Raw genomic sequence first — 19049 nt, 5'->3', positions numbered from 1 at the left:
TGCCGATTCCGACGAAGTCGCCCCTCGTTTCCGAGATGATGGCGCACCCTGATTCCGAGATGATGTCGCCCCCGGAAGCGGGCCGTGCTGGACGTTGATTGTTGTTGTGTCGTTTCGGCCTGCGGTCAAGCCTGAGGTTGGGTTTTGGCGCGGCGCATGCTGTCGCCGTCGAGGTCGAGGCGATGGGCGTTGTGGACGAGCCGATCGAGGATGGCGTCGGCATAGGTCGGATCCCCGATCACCTCGTGCCATGCCGAGATCGGAAGCTGGCTGGTGATGATGGTGGAGCGGCGTCCGTAGCGTTCCTCCAGGATCTCCAGGAGGTCATGCCGGGCCTTGGCATCGAGTGGCTCGAGGCCCCAGTCGTCGAGGATCAGGAGTTGCACGCTGCCGAGCTTGGCGAGGAAGCGGGCGTGACGCCCGTCGCCGCGCGCCAGGGCGAGGGTCGAGAACAACTTCGGCACGCGCTGATAGAGGACCGAGCGATCGTCGCGGCAGGCCTTGTGCCCGAGAGCGCAGGCAAGCCAGCTCTTTCCGACGCCGGTCGGGCCGCAGATCACCAGATTGTCGTGGGCGGCGATCCAGTCGCCGGCAACGAGCTTGGTGAACAGGCCGCGGTCGAGTTTGCGGCTGCTGCGATAATCGACGTCCTCGGGCGCCGCCTGATGGCGCAGCTTGGCGAAGCGCAGGCGCGCGGCGAGCTTGCGATCGTGCCGGAAGCTCCATTCCCGGTCGAGCAGCAGGGCGAGCCATTCCGGGTGGGTGAGGCCTTGCGCCTCGGCGTTGGCGGCGAGCTCGCCGAAGGCCCTGGCCATGCCGGCAAGACCCATGGCGTTGAGACGATCGAGGGTGGGATGGTTCAGCATGCTGGTCTCCTTCAGTGGTAGTAGCGAGAGCCTCGGATGTTGGGATGGACGATCGGCTGGTCCGGTGCGGACGCCGCGGCCGGGGTCTGGTCGAGCCGGTTGTCGAGGATCGACCTGACCGAGCCATAGGTGCGCGCGCCAATGTCGAGCGCGCGGCTGCAGGCGGCCTCGACCCGCTCGCGGCCGAAGCCCCTGACCAGGCGGACGATGCCGAGACAGGCGCGGAAGCCCTGCTCGGGATGGGGTCGATCGGTCAGGATCCTTTCGCAAAGCAGGGCCGTGCAGGTGCCGATCGCGGCGGCGTCGCGGGCGATGCGCTCGATCGTCCAATCGGCGAAGCGCCGATGCGACGACGGCATGTGCTCGGTGATCGTCGTGTGGCGGCCATTGCCGCTGCCGCGAAGATGGGCCGCGATCCGCTCGCCTTTGTGGAAGAGTTCGATTGTGCGCGCGGTAATCCTGGCCTCGACCTGCTCGCGCGCGAAGCGGTAGGGCACCGAGTAATAGTGGCGCTCGATCTCGACATGATAGTCGAGGCCCGCCCGCCGCAGCCGCCATTCCGCAAAGACGTAAGGCTCCACCGGCAAGGGCCGGAGCGCCGGGCGGTCGATCGCCTCGAAGAGCTGACGCCGGGTCTGTCCGACCCGGCGCAGGACACGGTGGTCGTTGAGGTCGACCAGCATCTCGGCGATCGCGGCGTTCAGCTCGGCCAGGCTGTGGAAGATCCGGTGACGCAGCCGGCCGAGCAGCCAGCGCTCGACGATCAGCACGCAGGCCTCGACCTTCGCCTTGTCGCGCGGGCGACGCGGCCGCGTCGGCAGCACCGCGCTATCGTAATGGGCCGCCATGCCGGCATAGCTGCGGTTGACCTGGGGATCGTACAGGCACGACCTGATCACCGCGACCTTGGCGTTGTCGGGCACGAACAGCGCCGGCGCGCCGCCGAAGGCCTCGACCGCGTGGACATGAGCGGCGATCCAGTCGGGAAGCGTCTCGCTCCAGCTCGCCTCGGCATAGGACAGGCTCGAGGCGCCCAGCACCGCCACGAAGATGTGCGCGTCGCGGAGCTGGCCCGTCAGCCGATCGACGAGGACCGCGACCTTGTCACCGGCATAATCGACGAACAGCTTGTCGCCGGCGGCATGGCTCTGGCGCATCGTCACCGGCAGCTTCGCCGCCCAGCCGCGATAGAGATCGCAGAAGCGGCTGTAGCGGTAGCCGTCGCGATGACGCGCGATGTACTCGTCCCAGATGATCTGGAGTGTCACATGCTTGCGCTTCATCTCCCGGTGGACCGCGGCCCAGTCAGGCTCTGGACTGCGGCGGTGACCCGTCTTCGTGCCGGCGGGATGGTACAGCGCGGCCTCCAGCACGGCGTCGCCGATATCCTCGCCCAGCGGCCAGCTCAGCCCCGCCGCAGCCGCGCGTCGCAGGGTCTCGCGCACCGTCGATGGCGCCGCGCCGACGCGCACCGAGATCGCCTTGTGACCGAGGCCCTGCTCGAAAAGGAGCAAGCCTAAGCCAGCAGAGGACCCGCCATGTCACCGCCCGACAGGGGGCGGCATCATCTCGGAATCCGGGGGCGGATTAATCTCGGAACGAGGGGGCGACATCAAATCGGAATCCGGGGGCGGCATCCCTCGGAATCAGCACCTTGACGCCAAATTCGTAGGGCTTGTGGGCCTTGCCCTTGCCGATGCATTCGGTCTCGGGCGCGTGCAGCGAATAGATCTTCCTGCCGCGCTGGCGCCGGTCCTGGGCGTGGACCTGGCGGGCGAGCGAGAGCGGCAGGGCAAAGGCGGCTTCCAGGTCCGCCTCGCCCCGGATGCGCCGGCCGATGTCGCGGATGACCCGGCCGAGCATGGTGCGGATCGCCTTGAGCGCCCGGTTCGCCCGGTTGAACTGCTTGGCATGGGCGTAGCGCTGGTGCGCGATCAGCGCGTGCGTGCCGACCCGCGCGTAGCTCTGGCGCAGATCGACGCCGGCCTTCTTCGCCAGCCGCACCAGCCGCTGGCGGGCGGTGTGCATCAGCTTGGCGTCGGTCGGGAAGGTGATCGCCTTCTCCTGCACCGTGGTGTCGATGATGACGCGGGTGAAGTCGGCCGGCTTGGCCGCACCGGTCTTGACGGCGACTGTCAGGCTTTCCTGCACCAGGGTGGCCAAGCGCTCCTCGCCCATGCGCTGGCGCCAGCGGGTGAGCGAGGAACGCTCGAAGGTCAGTTCGTGCTGGAAGAACTCCTCGCCGCAAAAGAACTGGAAATACGGGTTCTCGACCCAGCGCTCGCACAGCGCCTCGTCGGACAGGTCGTGCATGTGCTTGAGGATGGCGAGCCCCGCCATCAGCCGCGTCGGCAGCGGCGGGCGACCGGCGGCGTCGGTGTAGACCGCGCCGAAGGACCGCTCCAGGAAGCTCCAGTCAATCGTCCGCGCCAGCCGGACCAAGGCATGGTCGAGGGCAATGATCTGGTCGAGCCGCGCTCGGAACAGATCACGCTGACCGCTCTCCACCGGTTCCCTCGGCCGCATCCAAGCCCCTCCATCGCCGCCCATGACGGCGATGGAATCACGGTCTGACGCCCAGATCAAATTGCAAGGAAACCACGGTCGAAGCCCGCATAACCGGCAAAATCGACAACTTCAGAGCCGTCAATCCAATTGCAATATCAACAGCTTACCAATTGTTCACGGACGACTATCTACTACACGGCTCGTGCCAAAATTATATAGTTTAATGAAGGGTATACCAGCTCTGCTCGTTCGACTACTTGAGGCCAATAGTATCCAATCTCCGGCGCGGGCTCCGAAAGAGCAGTGGGGATAAAGCCGGCTTCACGCAACTGGCGCATGAGATCTTGCTCACCAAAAACGCGCATCTCAAGAACCGTGCCTGGACCGCCATGAAAATGGACATTGCGATCGAAAACTCGATACGTTCCATCGTCTGTTCTAGATACAACGACCCATCGATCGCCAATTTGGCATGTTGCGAAGTCACGCAACCCCGGGAAGTGCTCAGTAGTCTCACAAGCGCTCGTGTACGGCGTTGAGAAAACAAGCACGCCTCCAGGCCGAATCATTCGCCGGAGATTCGAGAATGCGACATCCAACGGCGCTAAAATATGTTCAAAAACCTCGGTGCAAATGACGAAGTCGAGGTTGCTAAACCGGGCCCAATCATCTCCGGTTATATCGAGGCGCGGCTCCATGTGGTAAAAGGTGTTCACGAAATCATACTTCTGAGCKAGTACGTTGGCGTATGTCTCCCACTCGCTCATCCCGACCCCGCGAAGATTCTTATTTTCGGGTAGTTCGTGCAGTGGAATTGACCGCCCGAAGAGCCCCAAACTCAATCCATGAATTATGCCGCGAAAGCGGGGAGTAGAATTACAGGATTGGCAATTCGGTATTTCCCGATGAAAATTACGGCTGATCCCAATATTTTCCTCGCCACAAATATTGCATCTGAATCGAATCTCTGAATCTGAGTTGATAGATTTCATTTACGGTCCMGATAGAAAAATTACTAGACAAATATGCCGATATAAGCTTTGTTTAGTKAATTAAATTTCTACCATAATCATCTTCTATTCGAACTATATCCGCTTCGTCAAGTAACGACCCGTACTGAACCTCGACAAACGTAAGAGGAGCGGTACCGGAATTCATTATTCTCTGACACGTTAGTGGCTCGATATCCGCGTGGCTACCGACCTTCATGTCGATTCTCGAAGCGCCAATTTCCGCTACTGCAACGCCTTCAACCACGGTCCTGTGCTCTGCTCTAAAGCGATGGTATTGGAGTGAGAGTCGCTGCCCTGGAAGCACAACGATACGCTTAACAGTCTGTTGCTGACCAACGGCCAACACCTCCCATGTTCCCCATGGCCGCACGCCTTGATCGCCMACCGAATACCGAACCCCGGCGCGCGCCCGCACAGAACTACTCGAATTTAGATCTTGATCCATGAGCGGCTTCCTTCTAGGCGAGCAATTTTCGATTAGGAGTCGAACTCAAAAACAGATTTAGMATTAGAAGAGCGCGCGCATTCGCTTAGCAAAAGCTTGGTCTGAGAAGTGTCCGGAGGCCCGGCGTCTAACTCCAGAATCGAGTCCATTCTGACTCGAATTCTCGAAAAGAAACGCCAACTCATCAATAGATTTAAATGCCTGCCCCGCACCAACACGCTCGAATATTTCCTTTGGCCCACCAACCTCGTAGGCGTAGACTTCGCACCCTGCAGCCAATCCTTCGACGACCGTGATCCCGAAGTGCTCGCACTTCCAATACTCGCGAGGCGACGTCACTCCGAAACCCGTTCCATGAGCATATACTGCACTCTCTGCAAGGAGTTCTTGGACCACCTCGCGGGAAGGCGAGACGACGAACTCGACCGGTAGATCAGATCCAACAGTTGCACGCAGATGCGCGAAATAGCTGCGCGCATCGGGATCGTTGGGAACGGCCCCACAGAGGACAAGCTTCCAATTACTGCGAAATTGAGGTGACGTCCTTCTGAACGCCTCAATCAGCACATCCTGCCGTTTGGCGTGCCCCTTGTCCGTAAAACGACCTATCGAGAGAATCTGCGGCTTTCGGGCTCGTTCCCGAAGACGCACCAACTCCTCAGAAGCGACAGGCGGATAAACTACGTGAACTTTTTTGGAAAGGCCGTACTCCTTAAGTAACCCTTCATAGGCCTCGCGCGTGAACTCTGAGTTCACGATCACCCCGGCGTAACTGTCTAGCAGGGCAGCACCGCGCCGAATCTCGTCTTCGGAAATTGACGCATAAGGGAATGGAAACTGGCAGTGAAAATACGCAAGCTTCGCCCGGGAGGCACGGCTCGGAAACAGCTCGTTGCCCATCAGCACGAAGCGGTCAAACGCTATTGCACTAGCCTCAGCCTCCGCTCGTGTCCCGAGGTCGGCTGGAGCAAGGCCAAGATCATGCATTACGTTGTGAAGTCGTAGGCCACTGTAGTGATCCGGCGAAACAAAGTCGGTGGAACCAAACGACGAAAGAGCTCCAGCCGTCGCGAGGATATAGCGCTCTCCCCCACCCGGCGTAAGCGCATAGGGTGAGAAAACAGCATTTCGCGATTTTAATCGGGAGGCCGAGCTTGTCCGCTTAACTGGAGCAAGAAGAGCCGTGGGAAGGTCTCTTTGCAAGCGAGAGCTTAGGTAGGCGCGCCAAGTGGAGAGGAATACCTCGCGATTGTGCTCAACAACGTTATTAGCTCCGGAATTATGCTTCTTATCACTCGTTGTAGCATTTTCGATATGATAACATGTAGCACGACTCGCAAGAATTACGACTTGATCTAGCAACCGCACGCGCATGCACAGATCTGTATCCTCGTAATATGCGGGATCGTAGCGATGATTGAAGCCTCCAAGCCTTTTGAACGTTTGCGCGGGAATCATCAAACACGCAGCTGATACGTAATCAACCGTATCKAAACGTGGTAGATAGGTTACATCGAAGTTCGGGTCCCGTTTGCCGCGCTGGAATGCACGTCCGTCGACGCGAATAAAAGCGCCCGCCTCTTGTAACGCACCATCGGGATACCTGAAGACGGGACCAGCGGCACCACAGCTTGGGTTCTCTTCAAAAGCACGGTACAGTTCTTCAACTAACCCCGGCGCTATAAACGCATCATTGTTCAAGAAAAGTAAATATTGACCGCGAGCACTTTCCGCTCCAATATTATTTCCCTCCCCGAAAAATCTATTTGCGCGCGTCTCAACTACCCTAAAATCGATAGATGAACTGCGAAGCGCAGAAACGTGTTCTTCGCTACTTCCATTGTCGACTATCAGAATCTCGTATTCCATCGGAATCTGAGCCGAGATGACGGACAAAGCAGATAGAATCGATAAATTAGACTTATTAAAATTTAATATAATGATAGAGACTACAGGGACAGCATCGTTCTTCTTTGAAACATTTTTAGGACATAGGGTCGCAGCTGACGAAGCAAAAAAGCTTTGTTGGCGATTTCCGGGATCGAGCGTTGCGCTAAGCAGGCTAGGCATCTCCCTACCAAGATGAACAGCGCAAGATTGGCCATGGGAAGTGGAGAGGGTTACAGCGAGTTTTGGGAAGCCGTGGTTGAAATGGCTAGCGTCAAGTTCAACTTCCAAGGGCTCGTCGCTCTTTAAGTCAGCCCAGAGCAACAGAGCGGATTTCCCGCCAAGAGACCATGTTCCGGCTGGTTCAATTTCGGAAAAGCCAAACAAGACATACGATCTCGCGTTTCCACCAGCCCTAAAATCAATATCAGCGATCAGATCACCACCGCCTCGCACGCGCATCCGTCGAAAGTACAAGGCGAGCTGCCTCGTATCGTCATTCTGGCCAACCGACAGGGGGGAGGCCGTTTCAGAGTAATGCAACTCCAAGATTACAGGCGTGAGGTACGATTCAGAGAAATTCTCTGCAATATCGTAACTTTCTTCGCCTGAAGCGGGAGGCTTAGGAAGAAATCGAGCCGCTTTTCCATGAATAATATAATGTAATAGCGCACTACTGGAAGACGCTCGAACATCCTCATACTGAGAGAGATACCAAGACGTCGCAAAATCTGAATGCGGATTGCGTCCCTCTTTCTCCCCATATCTCCAATAATGCAGCAGTGGATTCATCCCGCTCTCGCGCACGTCCAGATTCTGCTCAAGATACCAGTCCGTGTCGAAGAGAGGGTTCGGATCACGGCCCTCGGTGGTGCCGTGACGGAGATAGTGAGCGTAGGGATCCCAGCCCGAGAGACGTACGTCGCGGTATTGTTCGAGATACCAGTTCGTGTCGAACAGCGGGTTCGTCCGGCCGTAGCGCAGGCCGCGCTTCAGGCKGGAGAGCGCCTTCGCCGCCGCGCGCAGCGGGCGCGTCAGCTGCCAGGACGGGCTTTTCAACAGCGCCGCGAGTTCGTTTTCGCGCAGCATCTCTCCCCGCTCGCGGTGCTGGACCTCAGTCTGGAGCTGCTGGATCGCCCGTTCGGCCGCCTCCGCTCGGTGCTGCTGATCGGCGAGAAGCCGCTGCAGTTCTTCCGTGCGAGCGCACGCGTGAGCCAAGTCTTGCTCCGCGGTCTCCAGCCGGGCAGTTCGGTCGCCTTGCTCCTTCTCAAAATCCTGCCGCAGCCCCGCAGCGCGCTCATCGGCCAGACGCGCCGCAGCGGCACTGGCATCGAGGTCGCGGGTGAGGCTGGCCTGCAAAGAGGAAGCCTCGCCTAGTGCCTTCTCCGTCGCGGCGAGCCGGTCCAATAGCTCTGCGCGCTCAGCTTCGGCGCGCTCCATGGCCTCGGCCAGAGCCGCCCTGGCGGTTTCCACTTCATCCGCGCGGCCGGACTCCTGTGCGAGACGTTGAGCAGCCCGCGCCGCCTCATCTMTGGCCTCAACGAGTTCCAAGTTACGCTGATCAAGCTGGTGGGAAAGGCCGCTGAGACGCGCTTCAAGTCGAACCGTGCCCTCGACGAGCGAGCTGAGCCGGGCTTCGAAGTTACTGCGCAGGCCGCGCTCGTCGCGAAGCGCTGCGTCAAGCACGTCGACCGTAGCCGAGCGATTCGCAAGATCCCTGACGGCCGCGTCAGCCCGGTCCCGCTCCTGAACAAGCTGCCGGCGCGTCTCGATAAGCCCCTCCACCTGTTCGGCGCGGAGCCGTTCGAGAACAGATAATCTCGCCGCGTCGCCGACGATGCGCTCCCGGCCACCCTCAAGCTCCGCCTGGAGGCGGCCGATCTCGGCCTCCTGCCGGTGCAGGGTCTGGCGAAGCGCGCCGAAGCGGCTCTCCGCCTCGGCGGCGTCCTGATTTAACCTGGCGACGTTTGCCTCGCGATCATTCGAGGCGGCAGCCGCCGCATCGAGGGCTGTCGACAGGCTGGCGATCCGTTCTACGGCGGCGCACCGTTCGGCTTCGACACCAGCGGTGGCCTCTGACAGAAGCGTCGCTGTCGCATCTGCCGCGGCTCGTGCCTCGGAAAGCATTGCTTCGAGTGCGACCTTATGCTCCGCAGATCTTTTGCGTTCAGCCTCCATAGTGGCAAGCGCCGTACCCAACTGCTCTCGGGCGGTATCCGTCTCCAGCCGGGCCGCCGCCTCCCGACCGCGGAGCGCCTCGATGTCGGTGTTGACCTCGCTTAGCAAGGCCCCGAAGAAGCCGCAGGAACTTTCGAACGCTGAGGCGATCTCATCGAGCGTCGCGCGGGCGTGCGGCGCTTCCGGCTTATGGGCGAGCGTAAGCAGCGCTGTGTAGGCCCGGAAGGCCCAGCTATGCAGCGTCTGATTCTCGTCTTCGGTGGCGTGCTGGTGCACCAGATCGGTGGACAGGAACGCGTCGATCTCGGGCGCAACCACCTGCAAGTCGCGCGGCCATGCGAGCCCGATCTCATCGGCGATCCGGCTCGTCTCACTGCGCCAGTCGCTTAGGAACTCGTCCATTTCGACGATAGCGCGCGGAACATCCCGGGTCTCCCGCTCCGCCTCGAGCGTGTGCCGGAGCCAAAGAAGCAGACCCTTCGTTAGCGGCATACCGTCCCGGGCACGCAGGGACCGGGCCACCGCAATTGGAGACCGCAGCGGAATGACAACCCGTAACGCCGCTCGTGCTTCTGCAAGCACGCTCTTCCAAAACGGAACAAACCGGCAGGCGCGTGGATCTTTAAGGATGAGAAGCTTGGCGTCGCCGAACTCGTCAAGCAGGAGCTTCCGGGCCTCCGCCCTGAACTTTTCGGCCTCAAAGCTGGTCAGCCAGTCTGGGTCGAAGCGGCGCCAATCGTCCCAACAGCTGCCTGCCGAGGCGAGGAGTTGGTCGTGCAGCAGCATAAACGGCACGGACTCGAAGTAGCCGCGCTCATTTCCTTGATCGGCGGCCATGGGTGTCCCCGGGCCAATCGCTCCGAGGCGAACCAGAGTTCCAGTCAGGGCCGAGGTGCCGCTGCGGTGCATGCCGAGCACCAGAATCGCGTCGCGCACGAACGTCTGCCCAGCTGACGCGGAAGAGCGCCTCACCTCGCGACCTGCATCCGCGTGGGGTCGCTCGTTTATGTTGTTGGCGGGCTGGGTCGGAGCGGGGAGTCCGATTATAGCCGACGAAACAACCGGTTCGGCGGCGGTTGCGGGCGCAACATCCCCCAAGGGGCGGGATGCAGATGCCCGCCGTCCGCTGCGAACCTTGGCCATGAAAGATCTCTTACGGTTACTGTCACGTTTAAACCGCCGCTTACATCATCGGCGCAGCTGGGGTTCAAGGGGAAACCCTGCCCCGGCAGAGGCAACTCGAAAGCATGATGCATTTTGGCAACTCAACGTTGCGGCAAGTCCTTCTGCGCACCCCGGCGTACCGGCCGCGCCGCGCGCCGCGGGTTTTCGCTAAGACCCCTTGTCACCGTAGCCGCTGGAAAGCGCAGGGATCACTGGGCCACACCGCTTCTTTGCACCAACTTCTTGTGTTAGGTGACGAATCTCATCAGGCCATTCAGGGTTCAATTCTCAGCGATGACGTCCGAATCAGCGAATGTCCCGTTGACGCTCGCGCGCGACAGATATCTCCGCTCCCTTGAGGCCGAGGCAATCGAAATCATCCGCGAGGTCGGCGCAGAGTTCAGCCGGCCTGTCCTGCTGTATTCTGTGGGGAAAGACTCCTCGGTCCTGCTCCATCTTGTGCGGAAGGCATTCTACCCCCGCCAGCCGCCGTTCCCGCTCCTGCACATCGATACGACTTGGAAATTTAGGGAGATGATCGAGTTTCGCGACCGGATTGTTCGCGACCTTGGCCTCGACCTCATCGTTTATACGAATCAAGAAGGCCTAGACTCGGACATCGACCCAATTCGTTCAGGGTCGTCACTCTACACCCGGTTGATGAAGACCGAGGCACTCAAGAACGCTCTGGATCGCAGTGGCTTCGATGCGGCAATAGGCGGGGCGCGCCGAGATGAGGAGAAGTCACGCGCGAAGGAGCGGATCTTTTCCGTGCGAGGGCCAGGACATGTCTGGGATCCGAGGCGTCAACGTCCTGAATTATGGCACCTGTTTAATACCAGACTCGGCCCTGGGGAAACCATGAGGGTGTTTCCCATTTCAAATTGGACCGAGCAGGATGTCTGGGCCTATATCAAGTGCGAGCGTATTCCGGTGGTCCCCCTGTATTTTGCCAAAGAGCGTCCAGTTGTTCTCCGCAATGGGCGTCTTTTCGTCGTTGACGACGAACGATTTCCGCTGCTGCCGGGAGAGCGGCCAACCATGAGGACCGTTAGGTTCCGAACCCTGGGATGTTATCCCCTAACCGCAGCCGTCGAATCCTATGCAACCAGTGTCGATCAGATCTTGGCTGAGATGGTCGAGTGCCGCATGTCCGAACGACAAGGCAGGCTCATCGACACAGACGAACCCGCCGCCCTGGAACGCAAGAAGCGGGAGGGATATTTTTGAGGCCACAGTTTATGCATCGCTCAGTGCCGGCACATCAGACGAGAGCGATCCTCCCGCCGCTGCGGTGCCTGATCTGTGGCTCTGTCGACGACGGTAAATCAACGCTCATCGGACGCCTGCTGATCGATTCTGGCCGGGTCACCGACGATCAGCTCGAGGAACTAGCGCGCGAAAGTCGTCGCTTCGGGACTGCCGGCGAAGATCTCGACCCTGCCCTTCTCCTCGACGGATTGGAAGCGGAGCGCTCGCAAGGCATCACAATTGACGTGGCATATCGGTATTTTTCAAGCAATTCACGGCGTTTTATTTTTACGGATAGCCCCGGGCACATACAATACACGCGAAACTTAGTTACCGCGGCCTCCCAGGCCGATGTGGCGATTGTCCTGGCAGATGCGCGTAAGGGCATTCTGGCCCAGACGCGCCGCCACATGCGCATCGCGGCCTTGATGGGCATTCGGCACGCCGTTCTGGCGGTCAACAAGATGGACCTTGTCGCGTACCGCCAGGAGACCTTCCAGGCGATTTCAGAGGCATTCGCCGCCTTCGCCGGTACGATCAACCTATGCGATGTTTTTGCGATCCCGATATCTGCCCGCTTCGGCGGCAACTTGATCAATCGATGTGAAAACATGGGATGGTATGAAGGGCCAACACTGTCGAAGCTTATGGACGGTTTGGACGTTTCTAGCCGGGAAACAGAGCCGGCATTCCGCTTTCCTGTGCAATCGCCCATACGGAACGGCGACTATCGGGGCTTAGCAGGCACAATCGCGTCGGGAAGTATTGCGATAGGTGACTGGATCGAGGTTAGCGGAACGAGGGCTCGTTCGCGTATTAGCCGGATCGTGACCTTTGACGGCGACCTTCCGTACGCCTCTGCAGGGGATGCTGTTTCGCTGGTATTGGACAACGATATCGACGTCGCACGCGGCGATATTCTTGCGAGACCGCAAGCGGCTCCTCACTATCAGAGGCATTTGTCGGCCACCTTGATTTGGGTCGGAGACAAGCCTCTCGTGTCGGGTCGCTCATATCTGTTGAGGTGTGGAACTCGAACGCTGGCAGCCAGCGTCTTGAGCCTCAAGCATCTGGTGAGCATCGACACCGGAGAGGCAATTGCGGCAGATGAGCTTGAATGCAACGATATCGGAGCTGTAGATCTGGTTACAGTCGCTCCTTTTGCGTTTGACACATATCGCGACAACCGGCGCACCGGCTCCTTTATTCTTATCGACCGCGAAACCGAAGCKACCGTCGCGGCGGGACTTATCGACGCTCCGCTCAGACGAGGTTCKAACGTCCGCGCACAACAGGTCACCGTCTCGACAGAAATGCKGGCGGCTCTCAAATACCAGCGCCCGACTGTTGTCTGGTTCACGGGCCTGTCGGGCGCTGGCAAGTCGACCCTCGCCAACCTTGTCGAACAGCGGCTTAACGAAGCCGGCTATCATACCATGCTGCTCGATGGCGACAATCTGCGGCTCGGCCTCAATCAAGATCTCAGCTTCAACGAAGCAGATCGCGTAGAGAACGTCCGCCGGACCGGGGAAGTTGCTAGGTTGATGCTTGAAGCGGGCCTCATCGTCCTCTGCTCCCTGATTTCTCCATTCCGCGCCGATCGAACTGCAGCACGCAACCGCATGCCCGTTGGAGCTTTCATCGAGGTGTTTGTCGACGCCTCGCTCGAAACCTGCATCAGTCGCGACCCCAAGGGCTTGTATCGGAAAGCCTTGGCAGGTGAGATTACGAACTTCACGGGCATTGGCGCACCATATGAGTCGCCGCTTGCCCCCGATCTTCACCTAAGGGCTGACGAGGGCGATCCCGCGGCCTTGGCACAGGAAATCTTGCGCGTTCTTGAGACGCGGGGTGTAATCGGAAGGCGGGCAGTTTAAAGGATGAATTGTGGTATTGCCTTCCAGGCTGCTCAGAAATTTACAGCAACAGACCTTCACGACGAGCCATATTTGATGAAAGCGTCGCGTTAAATTCGGCCACCGACCAGAGCCTCGGCTCAGCACGCGCTTGAGCAATTGTAGCACCCTTAGCACGTTCTCAACACTTTACTCCGATTGGCAGGTACGCTACGTGCCTCACAACGATCGGTATAGGAATACCTGAACCTTGTGCCGTAGGGATAGAGAGGCTCGTTTGCGTTATCTGATCACGGGCGGTGCTGGCTTTATCGGCTCCGCGGTTGTTCGCGGCCTGATGAAAAGGCAGGATTCTACAGTCTGCGTCGTCGACAAACTCACCTACGCCGGCAACCTGGCTTCGCTCGCGCCTGTTTCCAAAAGTAACCGTTTCCACTTCGTCAAGGCAGACATCGCCGACGGGCCTCGCACGCAGGCCATCCTGGCCGAGTTTGCTCCCGACGTGATCATGCACCTCGCCGCCGAGAGCCATGTCGACCGGTCAATCGACGGCCCGGCAGCCTTCATCGACACCAATATCGTCGGGACCTTTACGCTCCTGCAGGAGGCGTTGCGCCATTGGCGAGGCCTCGACGACAATCGTAAGAATCAGTTCCGCTTTCACCATGTTTCGACGGACGAGGTGTTTGGCTCGCTTGGCGAGGGAGGGCTCTTTCATGAAGAAACGCCATATCAGCCGAACTCGCCCTACTCTGCGTCAAAGGCAGCCTCCGACCATCTCGTCCGCTCCTGGCACCACACCTACGGTTTACCGGMGCTAATCACCAATTGCTCCAACAATTACGGGCCCTACCACTTCCCGGAAAAGCTTATTCCGCTGATGATCATCAACGCCCTGGAGGGGAAACCACTGCCGATCTATGGCAACGGGCTCAACATCCGAGACTGGCTCTACGTTGAAGATCACGCCGAGGCACTTCTGCTCGTGGCGCAGAACGGCAGGCCGGGCGAAAGCTACAACATAGGCGGGCATAACGAGAAAACTAACATCGAGGTCGTGACGGCGATCTGCGCGCTTCTGGACGAGTTGAAGCCGGATCCCGCCGGGCAATATGGGCGATTGATCACCTATGTCCGCGATCGGCCGGGACACGATGCGCGCTATGCCATCGATGCCAGCAAGATTGCGCGCGAGCTTGGCTGGCGACCGAAGCAAACCTTCGAGAGCGGCCTACGCTGCACCGTGGAGTGGTACCTCGCCAACACAGGCTGGTGGAGCGACATCCGCTCCGGCGTCTACCGCGGCGAGCGGCTGGGCGCTGCCTAAACCGGATAACCAGGATCCCGACCCAATTATGCTGAGCGTCGAACCTACACGCCTTCCCGAGGTCAAGGTGATATCGCCGAAGAAATTCGGCGATCACCGCGGCTTCTTCTCGGAGACCTATAACCGCGAGAGTTTTGCCGCAGCGGACGTCATCACGGGCTTCGTTCAGGACAACCATTCGCTGTCGGCGGCTAAAGGGACGTTGCGCGGGCTGCACTTCCAATCCACCCCGTTTGCGCAAGACAAACTCATCCGCGTGACGCGCGGCCGCATTCTCGATGTCGCGGTCGATATCCGGCGCTCCTCCTCGCGCTTCGGGCATCATGTCGCAATCGAGCTATCCGCAGAAAACTGGAAGCAGTTGCTGGTACCGGTTGGGTTCGCTCACGGCTTCGTCACGCTCGAGCCGGATACCGAAGTCCTTTACAAGGTGACAGCCTTCTATTCGCCTGATCATGATCATGGTCTCGCCTTCGACGATCCGGCACTGGCGATTGACTGGCAACTCCCCCATGCCGAGTTGACGCTATCGGACAAGGATCGACGGCATCCGCGACTGGCGGATCTTCCAGCCTATTTCGGCTGATCAGCCATGAGGATTGCCGTTACCGGAAAGGCCGGACAGGTCGCGCGCTCATTGCTGGAGCGCGCGCCGAGCGTAGGTGTAGAAGTCGTCGCAGTCGGCCGACCGCAACTAGAGTTCGAGCGCCCGGAGACAATCGCCTCGGCTCTCGCCTCCGCGAGGCCAGATGTCATCGTTAATGCGGCCGCCTATACGGCCGTCGACCTCGCCGAGGATGAACCTGATCGTGTCCGAGCGGTCAATGCTGACGCCGCCGGGCAGGTGGCCGCCGTAGCGCGCGATCTTAGCTTGCCCATCATCCAGATTTCCACCGACTACGTCTTCGACGGCACGCTCGATCGAGCCTACGTCGAGACGGATACGACGCAACCGATCTCAGCGTACGGCCTCAGCAAACTTTGGGGTGAACGCTTGGTTGCTGCCGCGACGCCGAACCATGTGATCCTCCGCACGGCTTGGGTCTACAGCCCCTTTGGCAAGAACTTTGTTCGCACGATGCTCCGGCTCGCGGATGAGCGCAACGAGGTCGCGGTAGTTGCCGACCAGGTCGGATCACCCACCCGTGCGCTCGATATTGCGGATGCAGTGATTGGGGTCGCGACCAATCTGGTCAGCCGCCCCGACGATGCCAGCGCTCGTGGCGTCTTTCACATGGGCGCGCAGGGCGAAGCCGTCTGGGCCGATGTCGCTGAAGCGATTTTCGCGACACGCGCAGCAATGGGCCTGCCCGCAGTGGCGGTTAAGCGAATTGGGACGCGGGATTATCCCACGCCGGCCCGCAGACCGGCAAACTCGCGGCTGAACTCCGATCTGCTGAAGGCGGTCCACGGTGTAGACCTGCCCGATTGGCGGACCTCCCTTAAGGCTTGCGTTCTCAGGCTTCTCTCAACCGATCGCGGTGGACTATAAATCATGAAGGGCATCATTCTGGCTGGCGGTTCTGGCACGCGCCTGCATCCTATGACGCTGGCGATGTCAAAGCAGTTGCTGCCGGTCTACGACAAGCCAATGATCTACTATCCGCTCAGCACACTCATGTTGGCGGGCATCCGCGATATTCTGATCATTTCGACGCCGAACGACCTGCCGCATTTCCGGCGGCTACTTGGTGACGGAAGCGGCTGGGGACTCAGCCTCAGTTATGCCGAACAACCGCACCCCGGGGGGCTCGCCCAAGCCTATCTGATTGGCGCAGAATTCGTCGGCAAAGAGCCGTCTGCATTGATTCTCGGCGACAACCTGTTTTACGGCCACAACTTCACCGAGTTGATGGTGCCGGCAACAAAACGACAGAGTGGAGCTACCGTCTTCGCCTATCACGTCCGCGACCCAGAACGTTATGGCGTGGTTGAGTTCGATAGCGCGGGCAAGGCGATATCAATTGAGGAGAAGCCCAAGACGCCCCGCTCGAATTGGGCGGTAACCGGACTCTATTTCTACGATTCTCAGGTCGTCGACATAGTCGCAAACCTAAATCCGTCAGCCCGCGGCGAGCTTGAGATCACCGACGTCAACAAGGTCTATCTTGAGCGAGGCCAACTCTCTGTCGAAACAATGGGACGCGGCTTCGCCTGGCTCGACACTGGTACCCCCGACAGCATGCTGGAAGCCGGCGAGTTCGTCCGCACGCTTGAGCATCGCCAAGGTATGCGCGTGGCCTGCCCGGAAGAAATTGCCTGCCGTAAGGGCTGGATCGATACGGCCGAGTTGGAGGCACTCGGCAACCAACTCGCGAAGGGCGACTACGGCAGGTATCTGCTGCGTATCGCCAGAGAGATAGCTGGCTGACCTGCCTCCGGGTTCCTAGACCAGTCCTTGCTGGAGACTTCCAGTTCAGCAGCGGGGGCTTTGGACGGCGTTTTGGACGAAGATTTTCGGGATGAACAAGTCGAAGTTCGCCGAAGCGCAGATCGCCGTCAAGCAATCCGACGGAGGACAAACGCCCGTCATGGCCGGTTCAGCGGGGAGACGCTCCAAACCTTGTGGGCCGGCGCCTCTCCCCGACTCTGCGCTTTCAGGCGGAAAACCCATCAGCCGGCGGCTCGACTGCAGCCTCCTTGGGCGGCGGTCTGGCACCTTGACTTATACCGCCTAATAGAGACGCTGCCCGTAGTCCGGTGATTGAGTTTGATATCTGTCCGGTGCTAGAGAAAGATGTCCCTAACTGTAGGGGATGAAATGATATTGCCTAAGAATGTTGGCGAAGCGTCTTTAGATTTTGTCAACACACATCAGGCCGGAGACGCCCAATGCTGCGCGCGTATAACTCAGTTCTCAACATTCCTGCTAAGAACAGGGCCAAGCTAGAAGATTACATCGCATCCGAAGATACCTGGTTTCATACATTCACGTTTGATGGCKACCTAACCACCCCCGGGCGCGACCCGTCCGCAAAGAAGTTGCATCACATGGGGCTACCGCTTGATATGACCGGGATGAGCGTCCTGGACGTTGGCGCCTATGATGGCTATGTAAGCTTCCATTGCGAGAAGCGGGGGGCCTCCAAGGTTGTGGCCGCAGATCGGTTCGTTTGGGACTGGCCTGGGTCCTCAGCACGGAGCAATTTCGATGCGGTCCACACTGCTCTGGGATCAAAGGTGCAGTCTGTTTCCAGCAACGTCGAAGACCTCGCTACAACGCTAAATGGCGAGACTTTCGATATCGTCATGTTCCTTGGCGTCTTATACCATGCGCCCGACATGGTCAGGTATCTTCAGAACATCGCAGCCGCCACCAAAACAGTTTGCGTGTTAGAGACCTATCTTGACGCGCTCGACGAGCCTGGATCTCGAGCCGCGCTATACTCACCAGCCGAGCTGAACAATGACTCGTCGAATTGGTGGGGGCCGAACCTCCAGGCAACGGCCACAATGCTCCGGCGCGTAGGCTTCAACCATATCGAATTTGTCAGCATGTGGGACGTGAACACGAAGAACTCTCTTGAGGGCAAGTCTTGGGAAGGGCCGATCAAGTCCGGCCGTGCCGTGTTCCACGCTTATAAATAACTTCGCCCCGGAGCAGGGGAGGGCGACCGAGGAGCGTCGACATGGGCGTTCCGTCGCGTTGAACCGCGATTTTCGCAACAATTTCTAACGGATCTGACGTTGCCCCCCGTTATTATACAGCGCTGAGTTCGCATTCGGCGGTTGTGAAGCCCGTTCGGGCCGGTGAAGCGGCKGGCTCTGGCGCCGTGTTTTTGCATAGCGGGGCGCCAGGCCCGGCGCGGGGCGAGGGCCGCGGGCGTCTGCCAGCCAAGCTGAGAGTGAGGGCGCGCGGTGTTGTAGTCGGTGCGCCAGTTGGCCAGAGGCGTTCGTGCGCGCGACAGGGACGAGAAGTGGGTCGTTKAGAAGGGGTAATCGGGACTTGGCCTCGGCGGAGGTTCAAGCCTTTGATATCGATGAGCGGCATGCTGCCGCTAGGGAGATCCTCCATGACGAAGCTTTACGCTGGCCTGGACGTATCCCTCGAGACCACGAGCATTTGCGTCTTCGACTAGCAAGGACGCATCTGTCGTGAGAGCAAAGTGCTTTCGGAGCCGGAAGCGGTCGCCACGGCGCTGTGGGAGGTGAGCGCGATTACGAGCGCGTCGGTCTGGAAGCCGGGCCGTTGTCGCAGTGGCTGTTCTTCGGTCTGTAGGGCGCCGGCCTGCCGGCCGTTTGCGTTGAGACGCGCCATATGAAGGCGGCGATAGTCAACAAGAACGACCGCAACGACGCGCGTTCGATCGCTCAAGTGATCCGTTCCGGCTGGTTCATGGCGATTCACGTAAAGTCGAGAGAGAGCCAGGAACTCAGGACGCGTGGCAGAACCGGCCGCTGGAGACGAGCTACCCGCTGATCTTCTTCGACGCGATGCGGGTTAAGATCCGGGACGAGGGCCTTGTCCGCAACAAAGCCGTCTACCTCGCGCTCGGCGTCCAGGCCGACGGCACGAAGGACATCCTCGGCATCTGGATCGAGACGACCGAGGGC

General features: G+C 59.6%; 12 protein-coding genes and 3 pseudogenes. 8 read left to right on the top strand and 7 right to left on the bottom strand.

Annotated elements, in window-relative coordinates; all coding sequences use genetic code 11:
- Positions 1-125: 125 nt before the first annotated feature.
- The 6 genes and pseudogenes from istB to AC1DIO_RS33800 all read right to left on the bottom strand — a co-directional run bounded on the left by istB (position 126) and on the right by AC1DIO_RS33800 (position 9833).
- Positions 126-866: an IS21-like element helper ATPase IstB gene (istB, locus tag AC1DIO_RS33825; protein ID WP_476854800.1), complete on the bottom strand. Its 741-nt coding sequence runs from the start codon at positions 864-866 to the stop codon at positions 126-128.
- 11 nt (positions 867-877) lie between these two features.
- Positions 878-2380, bottom strand: a complete 1503-nt coding sequence (istA, locus tag AC1DIO_RS33820) for an IS21 family transposase (RefSeq protein ID WP_476854799.1) — start codon at positions 2378-2380, stop codon at positions 878-880.
- 130 nt (positions 2381-2510) lie between these two features.
- A pseudogene (locus tag AC1DIO_RS33815) lies at positions 2511-3392 on the bottom strand (IS5 family transposase); the annotation flags it as partial.
- Between the two features lie 173 nt (positions 3393-3565).
- Entirely contained in the window at positions 3566-4366 is an 801-nt protein-coding gene (locus AC1DIO_RS33810; RefSeq protein WP_476854798.1) for a methyltransferase domain-containing protein, read from the bottom strand.
- 52 nt (positions 4367-4418) lie between these two features.
- Entirely contained in the window at positions 4419-4832 is a 414-nt protein-coding gene (locus AC1DIO_RS33805) for a phosphomannose isomerase type II C-terminal cupin domain (protein ID WP_476854797.1), read from the bottom strand.
- 63 nt (positions 4833-4895) lie between these two features.
- Positions 4896-9833: a glycosyltransferase gene (locus AC1DIO_RS33800; RefSeq protein ID WP_476854796.1), complete on the bottom strand. Its 4938-nt coding sequence runs from the start codon at positions 9831-9833 to the stop codon at positions 4896-4898.
- Positions 9834-10355: 522 nt separating this feature from the next.
- On the opposite strand from AC1DIO_RS33800, the gene cysD reads away from it, so the two are divergent.
- The 7 genes from cysD (at position 10356) to AC1DIO_RS33765 (ending at position 18083) form a co-directional block, all read left to right on the top strand.
- Entirely contained in the window at positions 10356-11291 is a 936-nt protein-coding gene (gene cysD, locus AC1DIO_RS33795; protein ID WP_476854795.1) for a sulfate adenylyltransferase subunit CysD, read from the top strand.
- A gap of 11 nt (positions 11292-11302) precedes the next feature.
- Positions 11303-13189, top strand: a complete 1887-nt coding sequence (gene cysC / locus AC1DIO_RS33790) for an adenylyl-sulfate kinase (RefSeq protein WP_476854794.1) — start codon at positions 11303-11305, stop codon at positions 13187-13189.
- Positions 13190-13445: 256 nt separating this feature from the next.
- On the top strand, positions 13446-14495 hold the full coding sequence (gene rfbB, locus AC1DIO_RS33785; RefSeq protein ID WP_476854793.1) for a dTDP-glucose 4,6-dehydratase: 1050 nt from the start codon (positions 13446-13448) through the stop codon (positions 14493-14495).
- A 31-nt stretch (positions 14496-14526) separates the two neighbouring features.
- The gene (gene rfbC, locus AC1DIO_RS33780) at positions 14527-15081 is read left to right on the top strand and encodes a dTDP-4-dehydrorhamnose 3,5-epimerase (protein ID WP_476854801.1); all 555 of its coding nucleotides are present in this window, start codon (positions 14527-14529) and stop codon (positions 15079-15081) included.
- A gap of 6 nt (positions 15082-15087) precedes the next feature.
- Positions 15088-15987, top strand: coding sequence for a dTDP-4-dehydrorhamnose reductase (gene rfbD, locus AC1DIO_RS33775; RefSeq protein ID WP_476854792.1), 900 nt, complete (start codon positions 15088-15090; stop codon positions 15985-15987).
- Positions 15988-15990: 3 nt separating this feature from the next.
- Complete coding sequence (gene rfbA, locus AC1DIO_RS33770) at positions 15991-16866, top strand: glucose-1-phosphate thymidylyltransferase RfbA (protein ID WP_476854791.1); 876 nt, start codon at positions 15991-15993, stop codon at positions 16864-16866.
- 461 nt (positions 16867-17327) lie between these two features.
- On the top strand, positions 17328-18083 hold the full coding sequence (locus tag AC1DIO_RS33765; protein ID WP_476854790.1) for a class I SAM-dependent methyltransferase: 756 nt from the start codon (positions 17328-17330) through the stop codon (positions 18081-18083).
- Here AC1DIO_RS33765 and AC1DIO_RS33760 read toward each other — a convergent pair.
- Positions 18074-18409 (bottom strand): annotated as a pseudogene (locus AC1DIO_RS33760) (integrase core domain-containing protein); the annotation flags it as partial. The gene AC1DIO_RS33765 and the pseudogene AC1DIO_RS33760 overlap by 10 nt on opposite strands.
- Positions 18410-18878: 469 nt before the next feature.
- Between AC1DIO_RS33760 and AC1DIO_RS33755 the strand changes: the two are divergent.
- A pseudogene (locus AC1DIO_RS33755) lies at positions 18879-19049 on the top strand (transposase); the annotation flags it as partial.

The organism is Allobosea sp. 05T439 (genome assembly GCF_056396005.1).
The sequence above is the reverse complement of the archived record's forward strand: the minus strand, read 5'-3'. Positions and strand labels throughout refer to the sequence as shown.

Coding starts and splice junctions, on each gene's coding strand:
- istB (WP_476854800.1), bottom strand. CDS start 866: ATGCTGAACCATCCCACCCTCGATCGTCTCAACGCCATGGGTCTTGCC.
- cysD (WP_476854795.1), top strand. CDS start 10,356: ATGACGTCCGAATCAGCGAATGTCCCGTTGACGCTCGCGCGCGACAGA.
- rfbD (WP_476854792.1), top strand. CDS start 15,088: ATGAGGATTGCCGTTACCGGAAAGGCCGGACAGGTCGCGCGCTCATTG.
- rfbA (WP_476854791.1), top strand. CDS start 15,991: ATGAAGGGCATCATTCTGGCTGGCGGTTCTGGCACGCGCCTGCATCCT.